This is a genomic window from Sphaerisporangium melleum, assembly GCF_014646695.1.
GTDB classification, from domain to species: domain Bacteria; phylum Actinomycetota; class Actinomycetes; order Streptosporangiales; family Streptosporangiaceae; genus Sphaerisporangium; species Sphaerisporangium melleum.
In genome coordinates this window covers 147,720-171,215 of sequence record NZ_BMNT01000003.1, presented here as the reverse complement: position 1 = coordinate 171,215, position 23,496 = coordinate 147,720, and the positions used below count along the sequence as shown (strand labels likewise).

Annotated in this window: 15 protein-coding genes; 8 read left to right on the top strand and 7 right to left on the bottom strand. The window is 72.8% G+C overall.

The window, feature by feature from the left end:
• Window positions 1-39: 39 nt before the first annotated feature.
• Entirely contained in the window at window positions 40-684 is a 645-nt protein-coding gene (locus tag IEY93_RS03790; protein ID WP_189161520.1) for a hypothetical protein, read from the bottom strand.
• A gap of 740 nt (window positions 685-1,424) precedes the next feature.
• Between IEY93_RS03790 and IEY93_RS03785 the strand changes: the two genes are divergently transcribed.
• Together IEY93_RS03785 and IEY93_RS03780 are read left to right on the top strand one after the other, a co-directional pair.
• Window positions 1,425-2,789, top strand: a complete 1,365-nt coding sequence (locus IEY93_RS03785) for an MFS transporter (protein WP_229690829.1) — start codon at window positions 1,425-1,427, stop codon at window positions 2,787-2,789.
• Window positions 2,790-2,901: 112 nt separating this feature from the next.
• Entirely contained in the window at window positions 2,902-4,116 is a 1,215-nt protein-coding gene (locus tag IEY93_RS03780; RefSeq protein ID WP_229690828.1) for an enolase C-terminal domain-like protein, read from the top strand.
• Window positions 4,117-4,171: 55 nt separating this feature from the next.
• Here the strand turns inward: IEY93_RS03780 and IEY93_RS03775 are convergent, their stop codons facing one another.
• Window positions 4,172-5,686: an LCP family protein gene (locus tag IEY93_RS03775; RefSeq protein WP_229690827.1), complete on the bottom strand. Its 1,515-nt coding sequence runs from the start codon at window positions 5,684-5,686 to the stop codon at window positions 4,172-4,174.
• 287 nt (window positions 5,687-5,973) lie between these two features.
• Window positions 5,974-7,467: an alpha/beta hydrolase family protein gene (locus tag IEY93_RS03770; RefSeq protein ID WP_229690826.1), complete on the bottom strand. Its 1,494-nt coding sequence runs from the start codon at window positions 7,465-7,467 to the stop codon at window positions 5,974-5,976.
• 204 nt (window positions 7,468-7,671) lie between these two features.
• Here IEY93_RS03770 and IEY93_RS03765 point away from each other — a divergent pair, with 204 nt between their 5' ends.
• From IEY93_RS03765 to IEY93_RS03755, 3 genes are all read left to right on the top strand, one after another.
• On the top strand, window positions 7,672-8,799 hold the full coding sequence (locus IEY93_RS03765; RefSeq protein WP_189161517.1) for an exonuclease SbcCD subunit D: 1,128 nt from the start codon (window positions 7,672-7,674) through the stop codon (window positions 8,797-8,799).
• A gap of 34 nt (window positions 8,800-8,833) precedes the next feature.
• Window positions 8,834-13,114 carry an AAA family ATPase gene (locus IEY93_RS03760; RefSeq protein ID WP_189161516.1) on the top strand — a complete coding sequence of 1,427 codons (4,281 nt, stop codon included), beginning with the start codon at window positions 8,834-8,836 and terminating at the stop codon, window positions 13,112-13,114.
• A 183-nt stretch (window positions 13,115-13,297) separates the two neighbouring features.
• Window positions 13,298-13,852, top strand: a complete 555-nt coding sequence (locus tag IEY93_RS03755; protein ID WP_189161515.1) for an NUDIX hydrolase — start codon at window positions 13,298-13,300, stop codon at window positions 13,850-13,852.
• A 37-nt stretch (window positions 13,853-13,889) separates the two neighbouring features.
• Here IEY93_RS03755 and IEY93_RS03750 read toward each other — a convergent pair whose 3' ends face one another.
• The gene (locus IEY93_RS03750; protein ID WP_229690825.1) at window positions 13,890-14,588 is read right to left on the bottom strand and encodes a M50 family metallopeptidase; all 699 of its coding nucleotides are present in this window, start codon (window positions 14,586-14,588) and stop codon (window positions 13,890-13,892) included.
• Between the two features lie 293 nt (window positions 14,589-14,881).
• Here IEY93_RS03750 and IEY93_RS03745 point away from each other — a divergent pair, with 293 nt between their 5' ends.
• On the top strand, window positions 14,882-15,400 hold the full coding sequence (locus IEY93_RS03745; RefSeq protein WP_229690824.1) for a nuclear transport factor 2 family protein: 519 nt from the start codon (window positions 14,882-14,884) through the stop codon (window positions 15,398-15,400).
• 67 nt (window positions 15,401-15,467) lie between these two features.
• Window positions 15,468-16,619, top strand: a complete 1,152-nt coding sequence (locus IEY93_RS03740; protein ID WP_229690823.1) for a magnesium and cobalt transport protein CorA — start codon at window positions 15,468-15,470, stop codon at window positions 16,617-16,619.
• Window positions 16,620-16,641: 22 nt separating this feature from the next.
• Here the strand turns inward: IEY93_RS03740 and IEY93_RS03735 are convergent, their stop codons facing one another.
• Complete coding sequence (locus IEY93_RS03735; RefSeq protein WP_189161514.1) at window positions 16,642-19,383, bottom strand: outer membrane protein assembly factor BamB family protein; 2,742 nt, start codon at window positions 19,381-19,383, stop codon at window positions 16,642-16,644.
• Between the two features lie 2 nt (window positions 19,384-19,385).
• Window positions 19,386-20,135, bottom strand: a complete 750-nt coding sequence (locus IEY93_RS03730; RefSeq protein WP_189161513.1) for a hypothetical protein — start codon at window positions 20,133-20,135, stop codon at window positions 19,386-19,388.
• A 438-nt stretch (window positions 20,136-20,573) separates the two neighbouring features.
• On the opposite strand from IEY93_RS03730, the gene IEY93_RS03725 reads away from it, so the two are divergent.
• The gene (locus tag IEY93_RS03725; RefSeq protein ID WP_189161512.1) at window positions 20,574-21,143 is read left to right on the top strand and encodes a TIGR03086 family metal-binding protein; all 570 of its coding nucleotides are present in this window, start codon (window positions 20,574-20,576) and stop codon (window positions 21,141-21,143) included.
• 33 nt (window positions 21,144-21,176) lie between these two features.
• Here IEY93_RS03725 and IEY93_RS03720 read toward each other — a convergent pair whose 3' ends face one another.
• Window positions 21,177-23,390: a thiamine pyrophosphate-dependent enzyme gene (locus IEY93_RS03720; RefSeq protein ID WP_203967939.1), complete on the bottom strand. Its 2,214-nt coding sequence runs from the start codon at window positions 23,388-23,390 to the stop codon at window positions 21,177-21,179.
• Window positions 23,391-23,496: the final 106 nt, after the last annotated feature.

Genomic DNA, 23,496 nt, shown 5'->3' with positions numbered 1-23,496 from the left:
GGCGTGATGGACGCGTCGCCGGCCGGCCGTGCGGGCGGCTTAGGTCGTTCCTCTTTCGCGTCCGTGCTCAGTGATGCCCTCCGATGAGGGCATCGACCGGGTCGAACGCGAAGGAGCGCTCATGCATTGGAATTCGGGGCGTTCGGCGAGGAATGCCGAGCCATACAGTATGTGGGCGAGTGCCACACCGAACCACGGCGCTCCCGGGCCACTCAAACGCAGCGGTTCTATCCCGTTGAAGAGCAGGGTGAAGGTGAATTCCTGCGGCGCCGGCCACAGTTCCATGATCGCCCGGTGGTCCCAGGTGACCCAGCGATCCCCGGCGAACGCGAGGATCCGATGATTGGTGAGTATGGTCTGGTTGACACCGTGGAACCGCCACTGAACGGCCGCCATGCGCTCGGCCTGGTGCTTCCGGTGAGCGTTGCCGACGGCGCTCACCAGCAGGCCGGCAGCGAACAGCGCCGGGCCGCCGAAAGCCACCGTCGAGTGGGTGTACGAGACGTCCATCCCGTACATCACCTCGTGGTTCAGTGGGAGATCGGCATGGAGCACCTCGCCGGGGAAGAGCCGTACCGTGGTCGGTGGCAGCCGGGGCATCGGATTCCCCGCGACCAGCGACCGGCGCAGCTCACACGCGTGCCACCAGCCGTTGGCCAGGTCGTCTTGGGACCACGAATTCATTATCGGATGACCACCCGGAAGCTCGCTGGAAGGTCCCTGGCCTTACAGGATCGTCGGATATGAACTTGGCCACTTGCCGCACTCGGGGCTGTCGCACCATGTTAACCATATACCGCACGGTGGGCCTAAATGTATAAATCCACTTCAACGGCGGAATGTCTATCTCTGTGGCATTTGGTCGTTCCTGGCGCGAACCCTCCCTTTGTAGGAGGATGTCGCGCGTCAGGGAGGGGCGGCGCGCCGCCCGCGACCTTCACGATCCTGCGACCCGCCTCCGCCCTGTCAGATCGCCAAGCTCCTGATCGCATGGTCAGGTGTGTGCGGGGGCGCGGGAGGACGGGCCGGACCGCCCACGTGGACACGTCCCTTGATCTCGCGGGGGCGAGGAGCGATGTCCACGCGCTTGACCGCGTTGTCACCGCCGGTGGCCCACCGGCCGGCCAGGCGGGGCGCGCCCGGGTGAAACCGATCAACTTCACGAAGAGGACCGATGTGATCGTCGTACCTGGAGAGCCGGCCGCGCGGGCGGGATGGGTCAAGGTCTCCACCCCCAAGGATGCGCCGGGCTTCCAGTGGATGCTCACCCGGCAGTTAGGACACCGGCGTCAGTGCTGATCACGTCACCGGTCGTACGGCTTCCAGACCACGGGACAAGACACGCCTTAGGGCCAAAGGCCGAGGGGTGGGCTGATGTGATGAATGGTGACACGTCCTACGGTGGAGCGGTGTCGTCATCTGTCGTGACAGGTCCGGATTCCGTCTCCCCTCCCGGCGTGTTCACCCGCCCCTACCGCGGGCTGAGCGCTGGCATCGTCGCCCTGGTGTTACTGGTCGCGTTCGAGTACCTCGCGGTGGCGACGGCCATGCCGGTGGTGGCCCGAGCCCTCGATGGCCGGACGCTCTACGGGCTCGCCTTCAGCGGCCCGATGGCCGCGAGCGTCATCGCCACCGTCGCGGGGGGCCGGTGGAGCGACGTGCGCGGCCCGATCGCCCCGCTGTGGACGGGCGTCGGCGCGTTCACCGCCGGCCTGCTGGTCACCGGACTGGCGCCCACGATGCACGTGCTGATCGTCGGCCGGTTCGTGCAGGGCATCGGCGGCGGCCTGTTCTCGGTCGCGCTGTACGTCGTCGTCGCGCAGGTCTATCCCGCGCCGATGCATCCCCGCGTGTTCTCCCTGCTGGCCACGGCCTGGGTGCTTCCCTCCGTCGTCGGCCCCGCGATCACCGGCGCGGTCGTCGAGCACGTCGGCTGGCGCTGGGTCTTCCTCGGCATTCCCCTGCTCGTCGCCCCGGCCGCCGTGGTGCTCTGGCGCGGGCTGGCCACCCGGGTCATCGCCGCCCCGCCGCAGGACGCCGCGGCCCCCGCGTCGCTCGCCCGAGGGTTCGGAGCCCGGCTGACCTGGGGCGGTGTGGTGGCCGTCGGAGCCGCGCTGCTGCAGTACGGCAGCGGCCTCGGGAGCGACGGATACGCACTGCTGGTGGCCGGCCTGGTGATCCTGGCCGTGGCGCTGCCCCGGCTGCTGCCGCGCGGGACGATGCGCGCCGTCCGCGGTTTCCCCTCCGTGGTGCTGGTGCGCGGCTTCGCGGCCGGGGCGTCGTTCGCCGCCGACGTGTTCGTGCCGCTCATGCTGACCGGGGAGCGCGGGCTCAGCCCCACGCTCGCCGGCCTGTTCCTCACCGGCTCCGCGCTGAGCTGGTCGCTCGCCTCCTGGATCCAGGGGCGAGGGCGGTACGACCGGACGCGATTGCTGCGCCTCGGCACCGGGCTGGTCGCGGGGGGCATCGCCGGTACGGCACTGCTGGTGTTCGACGTGGTCCCCCTGCTCGCCGGCGCCGCCGCCTGGCTGGCCGCGGGGTTCGGCATCGGCCTGGTCTACCCGACGCTGTCGGTCCTCACCCTCGAGCTGTCCGCCAAGGGCGAGGAGGGCAAGAACAGTTCCTCACTGCAGATCGGCGAGTCGGTCTTCTCGGTCGTGGTCATCGCCGTCGCCGGCGCGGTGCTCGCCGGTTTCGACCCGGTCTGGTGGGTCTACCTGCTGTGCTTCGGCGTGATCGTCGCACCCGCGGCGCTCGGCCCGGTGATCGCGGGCAGAGCCACGCGGTGACCTTTCGGGGCCGCCGCCGGACGTGCCGGGCGTTCCGCGGCGACGGTCCCGTTTGGAGCGCATCCGCGCAACGGGCACCATGGAGGGGACAGGTGTTCGATGAGGGGGTTCCATGCCACGCGTCCGTGAGCTCGAGGTCTTCCGGCTCGTGCTGCCGTACGGCAGGCGACCGGAGAGCATCCTGGTGAAGCTCACCGATTACGGTGGCATGACCGGCTGGGGGGAGGTCGTCCAGCCGGGCGAGCCCCGCACCGGGCGGACGCAGGCCGCCACGGCCGCGCTGGCCACGGCGGGCACGATCCCAGGTGAGGGCACGGCGGAGAAGGCGCGTGACCGGGACACGGTGGCCGTGCCGAGTGCCGCGCGGCCGCTCCGCTCCGGCCCCGCCGGGCGGGCCGGTGCGGGAGCGGCGGGGGAACGCGACCACGTCCTCGGCAAGACCTGGGCCATCCTGGAAGAGTCGCTCGGCCCCGAGCTGCTCGGCGTCGACTGGGAGCACCCGGACGAGCTCGGCGAGCTCCCGGGCGGCACCGCCGTGGACCTCGCCTGCTGGGATCTGTGGGCGCGCATGCGGGGCGTCCCGCTGGCGCACGCGATCGGCGGCACCCGCACGTCGCTGATGGCGACCGTGCACCTGGCGGCCGAGCGGTCGCTGGAGGCCATGGTCGCCCGGGTGAACCGGCACGTCTGCGCCGGATACGCGCACGTGACCCTGGACGTGCATCCCGGCTGGGACGTCGAGCCGGTGCGTGCGGTGCGTGCGGCCTACCCCGCGCTGGCGCTCGCCGTGGACGCCCGCGGCGCCTACACCGACGTCTCGGCGCTGGAGGCGCTGGCCGCCTACGACGTCACGGCCATCGAGCGGCCCTTCGGCGGCCCCGGCGGCGCCCCTGATCTCGACCTGCACGCGGAGCTGCAGGAACGCGTCACCTCGCTCGTCGCGATCGAGGTGCACTCGGTGCCCGCGCTGAAGGAGGCCATCGCGGCCCGTGCGGGCAGCGCGCTGCTGCTGCGACCGTCGCGCTTCGGCAGGCTGCGTGCCGTGCGGCAGGCGCACGACCTGGCGGTCGCGGCCGGATGGGACATCACCGCGGCCGGGGGGAGCGGCACCGGGCTGGCCCGCGCTGCGACGGTGGCCGTCGCCAGCCTGCCCGGATGCACGCTGCCGAGCGACGTGACCGAGCCGCCGCGCAGCGCCCAGATCGTCACCCCGCCGGTCGGCGCCTCCGACGGTGTCGTCGCCGTGCCGCTGACCCAGCCCGGCCTCGGCCATCTCGTGGACGAGGACCGCGTCCGCCGGCTCGCCACCGACTCCTTCCGCCTCTGACGGCGCCGGCGCGGGTGAGCGCCGCGCCGTACCGCCGGCTCGGCAGGGCGAGCGGTCAGGACGCGCAGATGCCGCGGTCGGCCGGCCTGCCATCGCGGGTGGCGGAGGCCGAGGGGGAGGGGGTCCCCGCGGCCGTCGCGCTTGGTGTGTTCGCCGAGGCCTGCGGCCGGCCCGGAGTGGCGGTGGGTGGTGCCTCCGGACCGCCGGTCGCGCCAGTGGCCTCCGGGCCCGCGGTGGCCTCCGGCACGGCCGAGGCGCGGATGGCCTTCGCCGTCCGCGCGCGGATCAGCGCCCAGTCCGGGTTGGCCGTGTTGATCAGCGGCGGGACGAACTGCACGCCGGTCACCCCGGCGCCGCGCACCTTGAGCGCGAGCGGCACCAGGTGCTCCAGCATCGGCCGTGGGATGTCGGTGCGGAACATGCCCTTCGACGCCCGCGCGAGCTGGTTGAACCTGACCAGCACCGTGGCGGGGTCGGCCTGCTGCAGCAGGGCGTCGAGCACGCACCGCTGCCGTCCCATGCGCGTGTAGTCGTCGCTGTTGGTGCGCGACCGGGCGAACCACATCGCGTCCGCGCCGCGCAGTCTGCGGGTGCCGGCCTTGACCAGCCCTTCGTTGTACTTGCCGAACACCACGTCGGTGGGGACGGTGAGCGTGAGGCCGCCGAGCGCGTCGATGATCCTGGCCAGGCCCCACATGTTGACCAGGGCGTACCAGTCGATGTCCAGCCCAAGGGTGTACCCGATCGTCTCCTTGAGCGTCTCGGGGCCCATGCCGTGCCGCCCGCCGAACAGCTCCGGGTGGGTCTCGGCGTACTCCCACACCGAGAACAGCAGGTCCTCGCGTGAGCCGTCGGGGTTGGCGGGCAGGCGGAAGCCGGACGGGAACCTCCTGCGCATCGGGCTGCCGGGCGGGAAGCGGACCTTCTCCAGGTTGCGCGGCAGGCTGAGCAGCACGGTTTCACCGGTCCGCACGTCCACGCTGGCCACGTTGAGGCTGTCGGTGCGCACGCCGACCCGGTCGGGCTGCCAGTCGCCGCCGAGCAGCAGCACGTTCACCCGCGACCTGCCCGCCCACGGGTCGGCGGGCGTGGCCGGGGCTCCCGCGGTGGGCGCCGCCGCCGCCGTGGCGGCGGGCGTGTCGAAGACGCTGTCCAGCGTCTCGTTGGAGACCATGGCGTACTGCGCGACGACGACGAACGGCATCGCCACCACCACCGCCAGCGTCCCGGCCAGCACCCCCGACACCACCTGACCGGACTGCGACAGCTCGCCCGGGCGCAGGATCACGTACGAGCGGACCAGCAGGGCGAACCAGCCCAGGCCAGCGACCAGCGCCACGGCGATGACGGCGCGCAGCCAGGCGGGGTCGAGCAGGCGGCCGGCCAGACCGGCGTCCGCGGTCAGCGCCACCGCCACGAGGGCCGCCACCGCCACGGCGTACCCGCCGAGCAGCGCGAAGCCGGCCCGGCGGTGTCCCGCGCGCAGGTGCGCCGCGCCCGGCAGCAGGGCCGACAGCGCCGTCCAGCCGATGACCGCGGCCGTGTCCCGTGGCGTTCTCTTCTCCGGCAAACCCTGCCCCATTCCCGTGCGATCGAGCGGGCAATGTAGCCGTTCCAGCCGACGTGAACGTGAACATGCCGGTAACGGCGATCGAGTTGTACGGGTATGTGGGGAAAGAAGTACCTGAAAGATCGCTGAAGGCCTTGCCGCGCGCCAACGCGCTGGTCACCGCCACGGGCCAGGGTTCGCGCCCGAGGCCGGGGCCGCCGCCGGGAGACGCCGGGCAGGGTACGGGCAAGGGGATGCCGCGACGGCCGCACACCCGCGCCGAGCCGGACGAAAGCCGGGGGTGATGGCTACCAGGAGACGCCGAACAGGCCATAATAGGCCGCGGTGACCATCAGCAGGGCCGTGCCCCCCAGCACCGCCGCGACCGCGAAGCTCTGCCAGCGCCCGGGCTTCCAGCCGTCCCGCCACGCGGCGGCGACGGCCGCGACCGTGGCGACCTCCTGCACCAGCATGAGGATCGCCAGCACGCGGACCACCAGCCACCCGGCCAGCACGGCGGGCCACGCGCCCGCCTGGTTCACCGAGAACAGCACGATCAGCATGATGAACGCCACCACGGCGGCGAGCAGGCCGACCCCCGTCCAGGCGATGCGGCGCAGCCGGCGCCGGATGCCGGGCCACAGCTCGGGCCGGGACAGCACGGCGTCGCGCCGGCGCAGCCGGACCACCATCTCGGTGACCGGCGCCGCGACGTACCCCACGGCGGTGAGGGTCAGCGCGAAGCCCAGGATGGCGCCGCGGGCGTACCAGGGGGCGGTCGGCACGTCGTCGGCGGCGTACCGCTGCACCGGCGTCGCGCCGGCGATCTGCGCCCCGGCCGGCGGCCGCGCCGTGGCGGGCAGGCCGAGCACCCAGTTGGCGAGCGTCTCCAGGTACCCACCGGCGAACGGGCCGCCGTTGACCCGCATCGCGTGGTCGGCCCCGCCGAGGAAGCGGATGGTGTAGTCGTCGTTGCGCGCGTCGCGCAGCGCGGCGGTGAGCCGCTGGGTGCTCTCCACGAACGGGATCGACGGGTCCATCGTCCCGTACAGCGCGAGCATCGGCTGCGTCACCTGCTGCAGCACCGGGAAGCTGTCGTAGCGCAGGAAGTCGAAGCCGACGCCGCCCATCGCCCTGGTGAGCAGCTCGCGCACCCCGGCGGGCGCGTGCAGGCGGTCGAGCTGCTCGTTCAGCGCCCAGGCGACCTGCCGCATGGGCGAGACGACGGGCGCGGACACCATCACGGTGAACGCCACCGCGCTGCTCTTGGCCGCCGCGATCGGGGTCACCCAGCTTCCCTCGCTCACGCCCCACAGGCCGGTGCGGCCGGCGTCGACGTCCTGGCGCTGCCGCAGCACCTCGATCATGCGCAGCGCGTCGTCGGCCAGCAGGGAGAAGTCGCGGTGCCGGAAGTCGTAGCCGACCGTGCGCTTGTCGTAGGTCATCGTGATCACGCCGGCCCTGGCCAGCCAGGTGGCCTGCGTGGTGAACTCGCCCCGGTCGCCGGAGCCCGACCCCTGGACGAAGACCAGCGCCGGGTGCCGGCCCGGCGTGCGCGGCGACCTGATCGTCGCGGTGAGCGTGGTGCCCTGGACCGGTACGGAGAGGTCCTCGGCCTGGATCGCGGCGTCGTGCGGGACGGGGCGCCGCTCGGCGGCCGGCTGCGCGGGCAGGGCCTGCAGACTCGTGCTCTGGCCCAGGCGGGGCGGATCGAAGGACGGCGGGGACAGCACGTAGCCCATAGTGGCCAAGATCCCCAGCAGGACCCCGGTCGCGACGCTCAGCCGGCCACGGTCGCTCACCGCCACCTCCTCATGGGGCGGCTCGTCGTCGGACCGTGCGCGCCCGTCGGCCTTCCTCGCTGGGGCCGATCTGTCGCGAGTGTCCTCTATACGAGGGCGTTCCGCCCTTAATATGACCTCCGATCATCAGATTAAGTCACACAGGTCGAACGATGGTGCGGTAGGGGCCACGTTTGTCGGTGGGACCTGTTAGCTTCCTGCGACATGCGTGTCCTGCACACCTCCGACTGGCATCTCGGCCGGGCCTTCCATCGGGAGAGCCTCATCGGGGCCCAGGCGGCGTTCGTCGACCACCTCGTCGAGACCATCAGGTCGGAGCGGGTGGACGTGGTGGCCGTCGCCGGCGACGTGTACGACCGCGCACTGCCCTCGGTCGACGCCGTCGCACTGTGCAACGACACGCTGCGCCGGCTGGTCGGCGAGAAGGTCCGCACCATCCTGATCAGCGGCAACCACGACTCCGCGCGCAGGCTCGGCTTCGGCGCCGACCTGATCGACGCGGCCGGCGTCCACCTGCGCACCGACCCCGCCCGCGTGGCCGAGCCGGTCGTCGTCGACGACGTCGCCTTCTACGCCGTCCCCTACCTGGAGCCCGAGGTCGTCCGCGCCCCCTGGGAGCTGGCCGAGCGCAGTCACTCGGCGGCCCTCGGGCACGCCATGTCCCTGATCAGGGACGACCTGGCCGGGCGCGGCACCCGCTCGGTCGTGCTCGCCCACGCCTTTGTCACCGGCGGGCAGGGCAGCGACAGCGAGCGCGACATCAGCGTCGGCGGGGTGGCGCACGTCCCGCTGAGCGCCTTCGACGGGGCCGACTACGTGGCACTCGGCCATCTGCACGGCCGCCAGCGCATGGCCGAGACCGTCCGATACTCCGGGTCGCCGATCGCCTACTCCTTCTCCGAGGCCGGGCAGACGAAGGGGTCCTGGCTGGTCGACATCGGGCCGCAGGGGTTCCAGGGCGCCGAGTTCGTGCCCGCCCCGGTGCCGCGCCCGATCGCCCGCGTCAGCGGCCGGCTCCCCGACCTGCTGACCTCGCCGCGGTGGGCACGGTACGAAGACCACTGGCTCCAGGTCACCCTGACCGACCCGGTGCGGCCGAAGAACGCCATGGAGAGCCTGCGCCGCCGATTCCCGCACACCCTGGCCCTGGCGTTCGCGCCCGAGGACGCCGATCGGCCGGCCGCCGGCGTTCCTCGGCTGTCCGGTCGCCCCGAGATCGAGGTCGTGCTCGACTTCGTCCGCGAGGTCCGCGACGAGCCCGCCGACGACGAGGAGACACGGCTACTGCGCGCCGCCGTCGAGGCGTGCCGGGCGAAGGAGGCCCAGCTGTGATGATGGCCGGCGTCACCGCCCGAGGGGGCATGCGATGAGGTTGCACCGGCTGCGGCTGACCGCCTTCGGCTCCTTCCCGGGGGAGGAGGAGGTCGACTTCGACGCGCTGGGCGAGGCCGGCCTGTTCCTGGTCCACGGTCCGACGGGCGCCGGCAAGACCACGGTGCTGGACGCCGTCTGCTTCGCGTTGTACGGCCAGGTCCCCGGGCAGCGCAACAGTGCGCGCCGCCTGCGGTGCGACCACGCCCCCGCCGACCGCGGGCCGAAGGTCGTCCTGGACGTCACCCTGCGCGGCAGGCGGCTGCGCATCACCCGCTCGCCCGCCTGGCAGCGGCCCAAACTGCGCGGCGCGGGCCTGGTCGAAGAGAAGACCAAGGTCCTGCTGGAGGAGGTCCTGCCGTCCGGCGAGCGGGTGTTCCTGTCGAGCCGCGCCGACGAGACCGGCGAGCTGGTCGGCGGGCTGCTCGGCATGAACGCCGACCAGTTCTGCCAGGTGGCCATGCTCCCTCAGGGGGACTTCGCGCGCTTCCTGCGCGCCGACGGCGACGAGCGGCGCAAGCTCCTGGAGAAGCTCTTCTCCGTCAAGATCTACAGCGACGTGGAGCGCTGGCTGGCCGACCACCGCACCACCACCGGGCAGGAGCGCCAGGAGCTGCGCCAGCACGTCGACTCCGTCGTCGACCAGATGCGCGGCGCCGCAGGCCCCGCCCTCCTGGCATCCCTCACCCCGCTCCCGGCCGCTACGTCGACCCCGGCCGCCGTGATGACTTCTGCCGGGGCGGGCGATGGCCCGGCGGCGACGGCCGACGTCCCCGCGGCCGTTGGCACCGGCTTCCGCTCCCAGATCGTCGAGGGGACGAGCGGCCCGGCCGCGGTTCCCGGCATGCCGGTCGTGCCTGATCCGCGGGAGGAGCCGCAGGAGTGGGCGGGAGTGGTGCTGGCGGCCTCGGCCGAGGCGCTCGCGGCCGAGGAGCGGGCCCTGACACGGAGCGAGACGGTGCTGCGATCGGCCCGCGCCGAGCTGGAGACGGCCCGCGAGCTGGCCCAGCGGCAGCGCACGCACACCGAGGCCGCGGCCCGCCGCGACGACCTCGACCGCACCGCCGACGAGCGTGCCGACATCGAGGCCATCCTCGCCGACGCGGCCCGCGCCGAGGCGGTGCTGCCGCTCGTCCACCAGGCCGAGCAGCGGGCCGAGGCCGCCGCCAAGGCCGAAGGGCTCGCCGCCGACGCGCTGGCCCGCGCTCTGCCGGTGGCCGGCCAGGCCGATCAGCCGGGCCCCGACCGGCTGGCCGAGCTCGAACGCCTCCGCCGCGACGAGATCGCACGACTGGGCCAGCTCCGCTCCGAGGAGACGCGGCTCGCCGGCCTGCGCGAACGGCTCGCCGCGTCCGGGATTCGCCTCGCCGTGCTCGCGCGGCAGGAGGCCGAGACGGCCGAACGGCTCGCCGCGCTGCCCGAGCTGCGCAAGCGGACCGGCGAGCGGCTGGCCGGGGCACGCCTGGCGGCATCGGCCCTGCCGGGAGCCCGCGCCGCCGTGGCCGAGGCGACCCGCGACCTCACGGCGGTACGCCGCCGGGAGACCCTGGCGGGCGAGGCGGCCGCCGCCCTGCGCGACCTGTGGCACGCCACAGCCGCGCTCCCCGACCCCCTGCTCGCCGACATCGGCCTGCCCGCAGCGGCTGCACAGGAGGATGCCACGACCGAGCCGGGCATGCCGGCGGCCCGCACTTTCGAGGGCGAGACGCCGCCGGCCGCATGGCCGGCACTCGACGCGCCGGAGGGAACGGCGGAGCTCAAGGCCCGCGTGCGGGAGGTGCGCGACCGCCTGGAGACGCTCGAACGCGCGCACCGGGACGAGCTGGCCGTGCTGGAGCAGCGGCTGGGCGACGAAGACCGGCTCGGCGAGACCCGGGACGAGCTGGCGGCCCTCGCGGCCCGGCTGACAAGCCTGGCCGAGCGGGAGGCCGCCCTGGCCGGCGCCGTGGCCGAGCTGCCCGCCCTCGTGCAGGAGGCCCGCGACGCCCTGCGCCAGGCACGGGACCAGGCGGCGCTGATCCCTGCCGCCGAGGCCGCCTGCCAGGCCGCCGCCGCCGTCCTGGAGCAGGCGCAGCGCCGCGACGCGCTCGCCGCCGGCCTGGCCGCCGCAGAGAGTGAGCGGCGGCGTGCCACCGACGAGGCCCAGGAGCTGCGCGACCACCTGCAGGCGATCAGGCAGGCGCGCATCGACGGCATGGCGGCCGAGCTGGCCGGCGGGCTGATGCCCGGTGAGCCGTGCGTGGTCTGCGGATCCGCCGAGCATCCGGCTCCCGCGTCCGCCGCCTCCTCCACTCCGGCCCTTGAGGACGAACAGGCCGCCCAGGCCCGATCCGACGCCGCGCAGGAGGCCAGGCGGGCCGCTGAGGGCATGGTCGCGGGGCTGTCCGTCCAGCTCGACGACGCCACCGCCCGAGCGCAAGGGCTGACCGTCCAGGAGGCGCGGGTCCAGCACGACCAGACCGCGGCCGAGCAGGCCCGTCTGCGCGAGGCCGCCGAGCGCGTGCCCGAGCTGGAAGACCGCGCCGGGCGACTTGAGGGCGAGTTCGAGACCGCGACGAGCCGGGCGCGCGAGCTGGAGCTCGACCTCGTCCGGCATCGCGCCGACCAGGTCGCGCTGGAGCAGCGACTCGCCGAGCTGACGGAGCTCCTCGAGGCCGTGCGCGCAGGCGACGCCACCGTCGCCGGCCGCCTGCACCGCATCACCGCCGAGGCCGGGCTGCTGGCCGGCGCCGTCCAAGCGGCCGTCCGCGCCGGCGATGCCATCGCCGCCCACGCCGAGGCCCGCGCGGCCGCCCCCCGCCGTCCCTCCCGCTCCGGCCTCGCTTCGGCGGCGTCCGGAGACGACCAGCGGGCGATCGCGCGAGCACGACTCGGGCTCCCCGAAGTCCAGCTGCCCAGCGTGCCGAAGCAGGCGCCGGGTGGAGCGGGCACTGCCGGGCGGGAGGCGGGGGGCGGGTTCTTCCCGGACCTAGAGCCGGGAGCGGCGGCTGACGCCCAAGAGATGAGCGTGGCGCAGGCCGAGGAGGCGCTGCGGGAGGCGGAGGCCGAGCTGGCCCGGCTGCGCGAGCTCGCGGACGGCGAGGCTGCCCTGGTGGAGGCGGCGACGCGCGTGGAGGCCGAGCTCACCGAGCTGGGCGAGACCGCCACTCGCGTCGGCCTGGAGATCGCCGCCGAGCGTGCCGCCGAGAGTGGTCTGGCGGCCGACGCCGAACGGCTCGCGGCCCGTCTGGACGAGGCCAGGGGCGAGGACGCCACACTCGCCGCCCGTCTAGACCGGCTCGCCGACGAGGCAGAGCTGCTGCGGGACGCCGCCAAGGCGGCGCGCGACGCACGGGCCGAGGCCGCCGAACGGGACGCCGCGCTCGCCGGCGCCGATCGCGTGGCCACGGACGCCGGGTTCGCCGGCCTCGCCGAGGTCCGGGCGGCCACCCGGCCGCGGGCCGACCGCGAGACCATGACGGAGCGGTTGCGGGCGCTGGACGCCGAGCGGGCCGCGGTGACGCGGCTGCTGGCCGACCCCGCCCTCACGGCGGCCGCGGCCCTCCCCGCTCCCGATCTGCCCGCCCTCGCCGAGCACTTCGACCTGGCCGAGCGCGAGCACACCGCACGCGCCTCGGCCCGCGACCAGGCGGCCACGCGGCACGACCGGCTGCGCGCGCTCGCCGAGACGCTGGAGTCGGCCCTCGCACAGTGGCGGCCCGCCGAGGAGCGCCACCGCCTGGCCAGACGGCTTGCCGAGCTGGCCGTCGGCACCTCGGCCGACAACAGGTTCGACATGCGGCTGTCCTCGTACGTGCTGGGCGAGCGGCTGCGCCAGGTCGTGGACGCCGCCAACCACCGGCTCGACCACATGTCCGACGGCCGCTACAGCCTGCTGTACGACGTGCGCAAGTCGGCGGCCGACCGCAAGCGCTCCGGTGGCGGGCTCGGGCTGCGCGTCCTGGACGGGTGGACCGGCGCAGGCCGCGACCCGGTGACCCTGTCCGGCGGCGAGGCGTTCATGACCTCTCTGGCCCTCGCGCTCGCGCTCGCCGACGTGGTCACCGCCGAGGCGGGCGGCGTGGAACTCGGCACGCTGTTCATCGATGAGGGCTTCGGCACCCTGGACGACGACACGCTCGACGGTGTCCTCGACATCCTGGACGAGCTGCGTGACGGAGGGCGGGCCGTCGGCATCGTCAGTCACGTCGGCGAGTTGCGCGCCCGCGTCCCGGCTCAGCTCAAGGTGACCAAGCACCGGTTCGGCTCCACCCTCGCCACGACCGTCCCCACCTGACCGGAGTCACCCCGGGCAGGCTCGGCGCCCGCTGGTGCGTGGGCATTGCCACGCCGGCCGGGCAGCGGGGGCCGTGCCGCTTGCCGCGGCCGATAATGCCGCTGCGCCGGGCGGGGGCGGTCGCCTAAGGTGATTCGCGGACCACGACCGGACCCACTCGACACGAATTGAGGCAAGACACCGGTGACGACCCGGACTCTGGCCGATCTGCTGGCCGATCATGTGGCCTGCGGTGATGCGGAGCGGACGGACCTCGCACGCGCCGTGCGGTTGCTGGACACCGGCGATCCCTGGCACCGGTCGGCTCCCGTGCACTTCACGGCGTCCGCGCTCATCGTCCATCCGCCGACCAGGCGGGTGCTGCTGCGCTGGCACGAGCGGCAGCGGTCCTGGCTGCACGTCGGCGGCCACGCGGATCCAGGTGAGACCGATCCGCTCGACGTCGCACTCCGCGAGGCCTGGGAGGAGACCGGGCTCGGCGATCTGGTTCCGTGGCCGGCCGCCGGGCTTGTCCACGTCGCCGTCGTGCCGGTGCCGGCGTCGGCCGTCGAACCGGCTCATGACCACGCCGACCTGCGGTTCGTGCTCGCCACGGCCACTCCCGAGGCGGCGCGCCCGGAGAAGCCGGCGGCGGCGCTGCGGTGGCTGTCGTTCCCCGAGGCGCGGGAGGCCACGACCGAGGAGAACCTCCGGGAGACGCTCGGCCGTGCCGAGCGGTTGCTCGCCGCGACGCCCTAGGCGGACGACCGAACGCGGGCGGTGCTCGTGGCTCCGCTCAGCCGGTGGGGCGGAGGAAGGCGAGGACCTCGACCGGGGTGAGGAGGTAGCCGCCGGCGACGAGGGCCGCCGCGGAGACCAGCAGGAACAGGAACACGAAGAACCCGCCGGGGAACGGGGTCAGCCGGGCGAGCTGGTCGGCGTCGGAGTCGGGCGCGCGGCCGCGCCGCCGCTTGGCGCGCAACTCGAGGATCGGCCGGACGCCGCCGATCAGCAGGAACCACGCCGCGATCTGCGCGACGATGGCCTGGACCTCGGCCGGCGCGAACCAGGACAGCGCGAACACCGCTCCGCCGATGGTGAGCAGCGAGACCGCGCCGAAGACGTTCCTGATCATCAGTAACATGCCGGTGAGCAGCAGCAGGATCGTCCACAGCAGGATCGTGATGTGCCCGAGCGCGGTCAGCCACGCGGCGCCCAGCCCGAGCAGTGAGGGGGCGACGTACCCTGCGGCGGCGGTGAAGACCATGCCGGGGCCCCGAGGGCGTCCCCGGGTCAGGGTCACACCGGAGGTGTCGGAGTGCAACCGGATGCCCTGCAGCTTGCGCCGGGTGAGCAACGCCACGAGCGCGTGGCCGCCCTCGTGCGCGACCGTGATCAGCCCGCGCGAGAGATGCCATGACGTGGGATGGAGCACGACGCCGAGTGCGACGAGCGCGGCCAGGGCGGTGATCCACGGGGCCGGGTGCGGCTGCACCGCGATCAGCCGTGCCCAGAGGGCGCCGAGCGTCTGCAGGGTCCACCTCCATCAGGTACGCCGCCGGGCAGGGCGGCAGCACACGGAAATGCCAGGGACACGCGCGGAATGTGCGCGGACATAGCCTTGCACGCATCGCCCCCCGACGCGCCCGGTCCCACTCTGAATGACGCCGACGACGCCGGTTCCGTTCCGGACGCCGGCGGGACGGGGTAGGGGGTAGGGACAAATGGCTATGGAGTTGGGGGCGTACCGCATCGAAAGTTACGGGGTGACCGCTCTAAGCTGGGGGAGTGTCAACTTCCCGTACCCCGGAGTCGCGGCATGCCGAGCACCGTCAGGTGATCCGCGACCTCTTCGACGCCTTCTCGCGCCGTGACACCGACGCGCTAGGGCGGTGCTACCACCCCGACATCAGTTTCGGCGACCCGGTCTTCCTCGAACTGGAAGGACGTGACCGGGTCGTCGGCATGTGGCGCATGCTCCTGGCCTCCACCTCCGAGATGAAGGTGTCGGCGTGGGACATCACCGCCGACAACCACTCCGGCACGGCGCGCTGGTCGGCGGACTACGTGCTGCGGCGCAACGGCCGTCGGGTGGTCAACGAGGTGAACGCGCAGTTCCGGTTCGAGGACGGCCTGATCGTGCGTCACCGCGACGACTTCGACTTCCGCACCTGGTCCAAGCTCGCGCTCGGCCGGCCGACCGGAGTGCTGACCGGCTGGACGCCGGCGTTGCGCCGGAGGGTACGAGACCAGGCGCGGCTGCGGCTGGACGAGTACCTGCGAACTAGCTCTCCTATATCGGGCTAAGGTCTGACACGGGCGGGTTCATCCGGCATTCGGGCCGGTCGCCCGGTGCGTCCAGGGGAGGTGTCCGGTGTCGGACCGTCGCGTGCGCGGAATCAGAGATCTCATGCGCCCGCCCGCGGGGCGGGGAGGCGACCACGAGGTCGCCCCCGAGCATTCGATGGATCCGCGACCGCAGGAGGCCGGCTCCCCGGCCGCGCGGCAGAGCCTGATCGACAACGCGATCTACGTGGACGGGCGCCGGGTGGAGTCCCCGCCGTCACTGGCGGAGGCGGTGTCCGCCCTGCGCTCCCGTGCCGGCGGCATGGCGTGGATCGGGATGTACCGTCCAGCCGAGACGGAGATCCTGAAGGTCGCCGAGGAGTTCGGTCTGCACGAGCTGGCCGTCGAGGACGCCATCGTCGCCCATCAGCGGCCGAAGGCCGACCGGTACGGCGACACCCTCTTCCTGGTCCTGCGCGCCGCCCAATACCTGGACTCGCCGGAGAAGGTGGAGTTCGGCGAGCTGCACGTCTTCCTCGGCCCCGACTTCGTGCTCACCGTCCGGCACAGCGAGGCGCCCGACCTGAGCAAGGTGCGGCGCCGGATGGAGAACGACCCCGACCTGCTGTGCCAGGGCCCGCAGGCCGTCCTCTACGCGATCCTGGACGCGGTGGTCGACGGCTACGCGCCGGTGGTGGCCGGGCTGCAGAAGGACATCGACGAGATCGAGGTGCAGGTGTTCGGCGGCGACCCGGCCGCGCCCCGCCGCATCTACGCCCTGTCCCGCGAGGTGATCGAGTTCCAGCGGGCGACCCGGCCGCTGCTCGACATGCTGAACAACCTGATCGCCGGTTCGCCGAAGTACGGTGTCGACGGCGAGCTGCAACGCTATCTGCGCGACGTCGCCGACCATGCCATCACCGTGGTCGAGCGGGTGGACAACTTCCGGCAGATGCTGCAGGACATCCTCATCGTGAACTCCACGCTGGTCAGCCAGGCGCAGAACGAGGAGATGAAGAACGTCACCCAGGCCAGCTACGCCCAGAGCGAGGAGGTCAAGAAGATCTCGTCCTGGGCGGCCATCCTGTTCGCCCCCACGCTGGTCGGCACGATCTACGGGATGAACTTCACCCACATGCCCGAGCTGCAGTGGGTGTACGGCTACCCGTTCGCGGTCGCGCTGATGGGAGCGGTCTGCACCACCCTCTATCTGGTCTTCAAACGCCGCGACTGGCTGTGAACGACCGCGAGCCCGCGACCGGTCAGTCTCGGTCGCCGGCCACGGGCAGGGCGTACACATTGCCGTTCGAACTGCCGACGTACACCAAGCCGCCTGCCGCGACGGGCCTGGTCTCGACGGTGCCGCCGGTTCGGTAGCTCCAGCGCGCCGTGCCGGTGGTGGCGTCGAGCGCGTGAAGTGTGCCCTCGCTGTCGCCGACGAGAACGGTCCTGTCCGTCACCACAGGGCCGGAGGTACGGCCCTTCCCCAATGGGAAGCTCCAGCGCGCCCTGCCGGTGACGGCGTCGAGGGCGTACAGCCGACCGTCGGCGCCGCCGAAGTACGTGAGCGCCCGGGCGACCGCGGCGGCCCACGTGTAGCCGGGATTCTCGCCCTCGGCCTTCCGGAAGCTCCACAGCGGCGTGCCGGAGCCAGCGTCGAGCGCGTACGTCGTACCGGCCTTGTCGCCGAGGTAGAGGGTCCCATGGGCCAGGACCGGGCGGAAGCCTACGAAACCGTCTATCCCTGACCTCCACCGCACCTTTCCGGAGGCGGCGTCCAGCGCGTACACCTCGCCATCGGTGCTCGCGGCGTAGACCACTCCGCCGGCCCGCACCAGATAGGTGTGGTCTCGTTCCCCGCCGGCCTGGAACCGCCATTTCCGCGCTCCCGTGGCGCTGTCCAGCGCGTACACCATGCCGTGGTCGCCGCCGAGGTGGACGGCGTCGCCGGCCGGCACGGGATCGGGGTTGAGGACGTCGCCGCGCGGCCGGAAGGCCCACAGCCTCCTGCCGGAGGCGCCGTTCAACGCGACGATCTCGGCCCTCATCGACCAGGGGGGTTTCCTGGTCCAGACGTAGAGGCGGCCCGCCGCGACCACCAGGTCGCTCTGCACGTCGATCCTTCGGCTCCATCTCAGGCGGCCGGTGGCGGCGTCCAACGCCACCAGCCTGCCGGAGGTGTTCGCCGCGAACACGGTGCCCGCTGCCACCACGTGACCGAACAAGAGGGAACCACCCGTCTGGAAGCGCCACCGCACCGCGCCGGTGGCGGCGTCCAGCGCGGACACCGTGCCATCGCCGCTCGTGGCGTAGACGGCACCGTCGGCCACCACCGGCTCGGCATGGACGACCGCGTCGGTGGGATGGCTCCAGGCATCCGCGCGCGCCGGGACGGCGGCACGGACGCCCGGCTGATACCGCGCGAGCAGATTGTCGCGCAGTAACGGGGAGATGCGCCGTATCGCCTGTCGCGATGGAGATCGCAGCCGGACGATGACCGGGCCCACGTTGATGATCGTCGCGCCGTAGAACCCGTTCGTCGTGGCCACGGTATAGGAGAGGAAACCCGGGCTCTCGGTCGTGAGGTCAACGGCGTTGCTCTCCTTGATGGCGCCGACCTCGTCGGTGAAGAGCCTCCGCGCGCCCGCGCTCGACGAGGACGCCCATTCCACGGTGAGCGAGACGACGGCGCCGTCGTCCTCGGGTGGTATCCAGTCGCACTTCACCGGCTCCGGCAGCGTCGTTCCCGCCGGATGGTCCGCTCCGGGAGCGGCGCGGTAGCCGTCCGCGAGCACCCGCAGATCACGGCCGGTCAGCAGGGCGCAGGCGTCCGGCCAGGCGCTCGCCGGGACACCGCCGAACCGCGCCGGCCCGCCGGAAAGCCCGTAAATCAGCTTGTACGCGGTGATCCGGCCGTCACCGGGGACATCGCTGTGCACGAAGGCCATGTCCCGAGTCGTCCCGATGAGGGACGTACGGTGCGAGGGCGTGGCGAGCGGGAGTCCGCCGAGCCGTCCGGTGGCGGAGTCCAAGGAGATCAGATAGGCGGGCAACGGCCATTCGTCGCGCGGGAGGGCTTCGCGCCGGCCGGCCGCGGCGGAGAACGAGGCGGCGAACAAGGGCGGGCTCCAGCGGCCCGGATTCATCGCCGCCACGGCCGGCGGGTCGGTGGACAGGAGGTGGCCGTCCGCCCGGTAGAAGAAGTCGTCGTCTCCCACAGAGGCGTGAACGTACCCCGCGGCGTCGGCCGTGACGCGGATCGCGGGGTCGCCGCCCGGAGGTGCGGAGAACGACGACAGCGGGCGCGTCCAACCGGGCCGTAGAGTGCGGGGATCCATCGAGGCGAGCCGTAGCCGGTTTCCCGCGCATTGGCCGAGCAGCACCACCGATCGGGCGGTCGCGGCACCTCGCAGATCACAGCCTCGCTGGTACATCGCTCGTGCCGTGGTCGCCCCGGTGCGGAGATCAAGGGCATGGATGGCGAAGGGCTCGTCCGGCCGCTCGAACACCACGATGCCGCGCTCGGTCACCATGATCCGGGAGCCTCGGTACACACCGGCATCCGCCGGCCCGACCCCATAACCGGAGACGGCGATCGTGCGCCGCCACAGCGTGGCGCCCGTGGTCAGGTCATGGGCGTCCAGCGCCTGGCCGGCGGCATTCGGCGCTCCTCTCGACACGACGAGTGTGTCCGGGGCGATCCACACGCCGGTGATGGGCGTGGTGCGAGCCGGGCCGGCGGCGATGACGCGCCGGAGCGCACCGGTACGCGGATCGCGGATCTGCACGGCGCCCTGGCGCGTGGCGATGGCGACCGCCTGGTCGGACACGGCGTATTGCGGGATTTCGAACGACGGTTCTCCAGTGCCGGCGTCCGCGGGCACCGACCACACCGCACGCCATTCGACGGGCGCGAAGGGGAGCCGCGGAGCGTCCGCGGTCGCGGCCGGGCAGGTCACCAGGACCACCGTGAGCAGGACCGTGGCCGCGTGGCGTCCGGGCACGGTCAGCATCCCTTCGTCCGCTGGATCTTCCGCTCCATCTCGCACGCCGCACGGTGCGAGATCGGATGCCAGCCACCGAGCGGGGACACCTCGTAGTAGCCGCGGTAGGCGTCGGCGGCGCCGGTCACCCGGAACGGGCTCGTGTCCGGCCCTTTGATCGTCACCTGCTCGGTTCGGTCCTCCGCGAGCACGGTGACGAGCAGGTCGAACTCGTAGTACGCCGCCGAGCCCTTGATCGACATGGCGAGGGTGACCCGCTCGTCCCGTTTCAGGTCTATCTGCTTCTTCCGGAAGTACGAGGTGTCCCGGTCGTCGGCTGTGGTGAAGCGCGGAGCAGGCTGATCGAGATCGGCGGAGAGCTCGATGGTGTCGACCTCACCTCCGGCGGGCGTGTAGACCATCAGCGCGCCGGCCGAGACCGGCTTGCGTTCGAGGATGCGCGGCGTGATGTCGATGATCCGCAGGCTGCCGCGGTTCCCGACGAGGGTGACGGTGACGTCCGCCTTTTCGAGTGGGGCCCGGTGATGGCGCGCCATGACCGCGTCTCGCCGCGAGCCGGATGCGTTACCTAGCAAGGTCGCTCTTTCTCCGGGATCGGTCACCGGCGTCCGCAGGGCGGTGTCCTGTGCGGCGTGGTCGACGGCCACGTGGCCGACGTTGATCGGGGGCTCTCCACTGATGTGGTCGACCGTGTCCTGTCCGCGTGCGCCGAACCAGGCGGTGAACACGACGCCGATCGCTGCGACGATCACAGCGCTGAGGACTCCCGCCAGCCACGTCCGCACGGCCGTCCATCGCCCGGATCCGGTCTCCTGGGCGCGAGGGGTGGGAGCCGCAGCGGTTCGAGTGGATGTGGCACGCCGCTTTTGGCGCGCTTTGGCCATGAAATGTCCCCTTATGGAGGTGAATGGCGAACGACTGCTTACTCTCCACTCGCCATACAGCTATATATCGTTGTCAGGGCGGGATCGCTGTGTCATCGAGGAATTCTCCGCCCGCCGGACCGGCCCTCGCGTGATCGCGTGACCTGCGATCGCCTCGCGGCCGAAAGTCATGATCTGCCGGGCCCTGCGTGATACACGCATACACCGGAGGGTGGTCCGCCAGGTCCGTCCGGCATTCGGCGGACCGGCGATCGCTCTTCCCGGGCACTGGGCGACAAAGGCCGGTTCGCGGGTAGGTCCTTGCGTATGGAGGATCTTGAGCTGGAGTTGCACGCCATCGCGATGGACGAGTTCGGCCTGCGGGTGGGCATGGTGCCGGCGGACAGGTGGGACGCCCCGACGCCCTGTTCGGACTGGACCGTCCGAGACCTGGTGAACCACCTGGTGACCGAGCAGTTGTGGGTGCCGCCGCTGCTGGCCGGGGAGACGGTAGAGAGCGTCGGCGACCGTTTCGCCGGGGACCGGCTGGGCGAGGACCCGGTGGCCCGGTGGACGGAGGCCGCCGCGGCGGCGCAGCGGGCCTTCGCCGAGCCGGGGGCGCTCGACCGGGACGTCCATCTCTCCTACGGGACGGTGCCCGCGCGGCACTACTGCATGGAGATGGCCACCGACCTCGCCGTGCACGCCTGGGACCTGGCCCGGGCACTGGGCGCGGACGACCGCGTCGATCCCCGCCTGATGGCCGCGGCCTACGACCACCTGGCTCCGATGATGGACGGGCTGGCCGGCAGCGGGCTGTTCGCCGAGCCCGTCCCGGTGCCGGACGACGCCGATCAGCAGGCCCGGACGCTCGCGCTCACCGGCCGCCGTCCCTGACCCCGCAGCCGGCGACCGCTCGGCGGCGTGCGGTCAGCCCAGCAGTTTGCGGGCGGCCGCCTCGATCTCGGCCTCCGACAGCAGTACGTGCGCGGCGGCGTCGCCGAGCGGGACGAAGCTGTCGCGCGAGGTGACCCGGGCGACCCGGCCGGTGAAGCCGTGGTCGGCCAGCGCCGCGAGCACCCCCTCGGACACCCCGCCCGAGGCGCGCGTCTCGTCGGCGACCAGCACCCGGCCGGTGAGGTCGGCCGCGCGCAGCAGGTCGTCCACCGGCAGCGGCGACAGCCACCGCAGGTCCAGCACCCGGCAGCCGTACCCCTCGGCGGTGAGGCGGATCGCGGCGCGCAGGCTCATGCGCACGCCGTTGCCGAAGGTGACGATGGTGAGGTCGCGGCCGTCGCCGTACGATCGGCCGCGGCCGATCGGCACATGGGTCTCCGCCCACCGCGCGGGCGGGACGTAGGCCGACAGCCAGCCGTCGTCACCCGCGTCCATCAGGTCGCGGGTGTGGTACAGCGCGATCGGCTCGAGGAACACGCAGACCTCGCCGTCGGCCGCCGCGGCGGCCACGCAGGTGCGCAGCATGGCGGCGGCGTCGTCCGGCCGGGCCGGCGAGGCGATGACCAGCCCGGGGATGTCACGCAGCGCCGCGACCGAGTTGTCGTTGTGGAAGTGGCCGCCGAACCCCTTCTGGTAGGCGTAGCCGGGCACGCGGACGACCATCGGATTGCGGTAGGCGCCCTTGGAGAAGAACCGCAGCGTCGCCGCCTCGCCGCGGATCTGGTCCAGCGCGTTGTGCAGGTACGCGAGGTACTGGATCTCGGGGATGGGCAGCAGCCCGGAGGTCCCGGACCCCAGGGCCAGCCCGAGGATCGACTGCTCGTCGAGCAGCGTGTCGAACACCCGCCCGGCGCCGAAGCGCTTGAGCAGGCCCCGCGTGACGCCGTACACCCCGCCCTTGCGGGCGACGTCCTCCCCGAACACCATGATCCCGGGATGCGCGCCCATCAGGTCGGTCAGCGTGCGGTTGACGGCCTGGGCGATGGTGAGCGGCCCTTCGCGTTCGGGCGGCACGCCGCCGAACAGGGCCTCGCGGTCGGCCGCGCGGCGGGCCGCCTGCGCGGCCACCTGGGCGGGGTGGCGCGGGGCGAGCGGCTCCATCACCTCCCGGGCCGAGCCAAGGCGCGGGCGGCGGGTGCACTCCATGGCCAGTTTGAGCACGTGCTCGCGCAGGCTCTCATAACGTCCGAGCAGCTCGTCCGGGCCCGCGAGCCCCGCCGCCACGAGCACCCGCGCGGTGGCGACCAGCGGGTCGCGGGCCAGGTCGGCGGCGATCTCCCGCGGGGCACGGTAGGCGGACTCGACGTCGGAGCCGGCGTGGCCCATCAGGCGCACGGTGCGCAGGTGCAGGAACGCCGGCGACCGCCGGGTGCGCACGTGCTCGACCGCCTGGCGCGCCACGTCGTAGGCCTCGGGCAGGTCGCAGCCGTCGGCGCGGAAGCGGGGGATCAGCGGGTGGCCCGCGGCCTCGATCCAGCCGGGCGGAGTGCGGACGCTGATGCCGATGCCGTTGTCCTCGCAGACGAACAGGATGGGCATCGGGAGCCCCTGATAGGCGCAGTACGCCGCGGTGTTGAGCCCGCTCAGGGCGCTGGCGTGGTTGGCCGAGGCGTCGCCGAAGCTGCACACCGCGATCGACCCGGCCGGCCATGGGGAGCCGGAGACGCCGAGCTTGCGGGCGCGTTCGATGGCGAAGGCCAGACCGGCGGCCCGGGGCAGGTGGCTGGCGATCGTGGAGGTCTGCGGGATGATCGCCAGGTCGGGGTGGCCGAAGACCTTGTGCCGTCCGCCCGCGATCGGCTCCTCGGCCGCCGCGGTGAGCCCGAGCAGGACGTCGCGCAGCCCCTCCTCCGCCAGGCGGCCGGCCTGGGCCGAGCGGGTCAGGTAGAACGCGCCGGAGCGGTAGTGCAGCAGTGCGGGGTCGGTGACGCGCAGGGCGGCGGCCACAGCCGCGTTGCCCTCGTGGCCGGCCGAGCCGATCGTGTAGAAGCCCTCGCCCTGCTCGCGCAGCCGGCGGGCGGCCACGTCGAGCAGCCGGGCGGCGAGCTGGATCTCGAACAGGTCGCGGCAGCGTTCGCCGGTCAGTGTCGTGCCCGCCCGCACGGGCATGCCCGGATCGCGGCGCTTGCCGGGGATCATCGCGGCGACCGACTCTGCGAAATGCGTCTCTACCGTGTCGCGGGCCACAAGGCCGATTATGTCGCCCTCGGCCACCCGCGTCCTGGGGCTTGCCCAGACCGTCTGACAATCACGGTCCACTCGTGAATCTGACACGCGTTAATGACTGATTGTC

Coding starts and splice junctions, on each gene's coding strand:
- IEY93_RS03790 (WP_189161520.1), bottom strand. CDS start 684: ATGAATTCGTGGTCCCAAGACGACCTGGCCAACGGCTGGTGGCACGCG.
- IEY93_RS03780 (WP_229690828.1), top strand. CDS start 2,902: ATGCCACGCGTCCGTGAGCTCGAGGTCTTCCGGCTCGTGCTGCCGTAC.
- IEY93_RS03725 (WP_189161512.1), top strand. CDS start 20,574: ATGGAGGATCTTGAGCTGGAGTTGCACGCCATCGCGATGGACGAGTTC.
- IEY93_RS03765 (WP_189161517.1), top strand. CDS start 7,672: ATGCGTGTCCTGCACACCTCCGACTGGCATCTCGGCCGGGCCTTCCAT.
- IEY93_RS03760 (WP_189161516.1), top strand. CDS start 8,834: ATGAGGTTGCACCGGCTGCGGCTGACCGCCTTCGGCTCCTTCCCGGGG.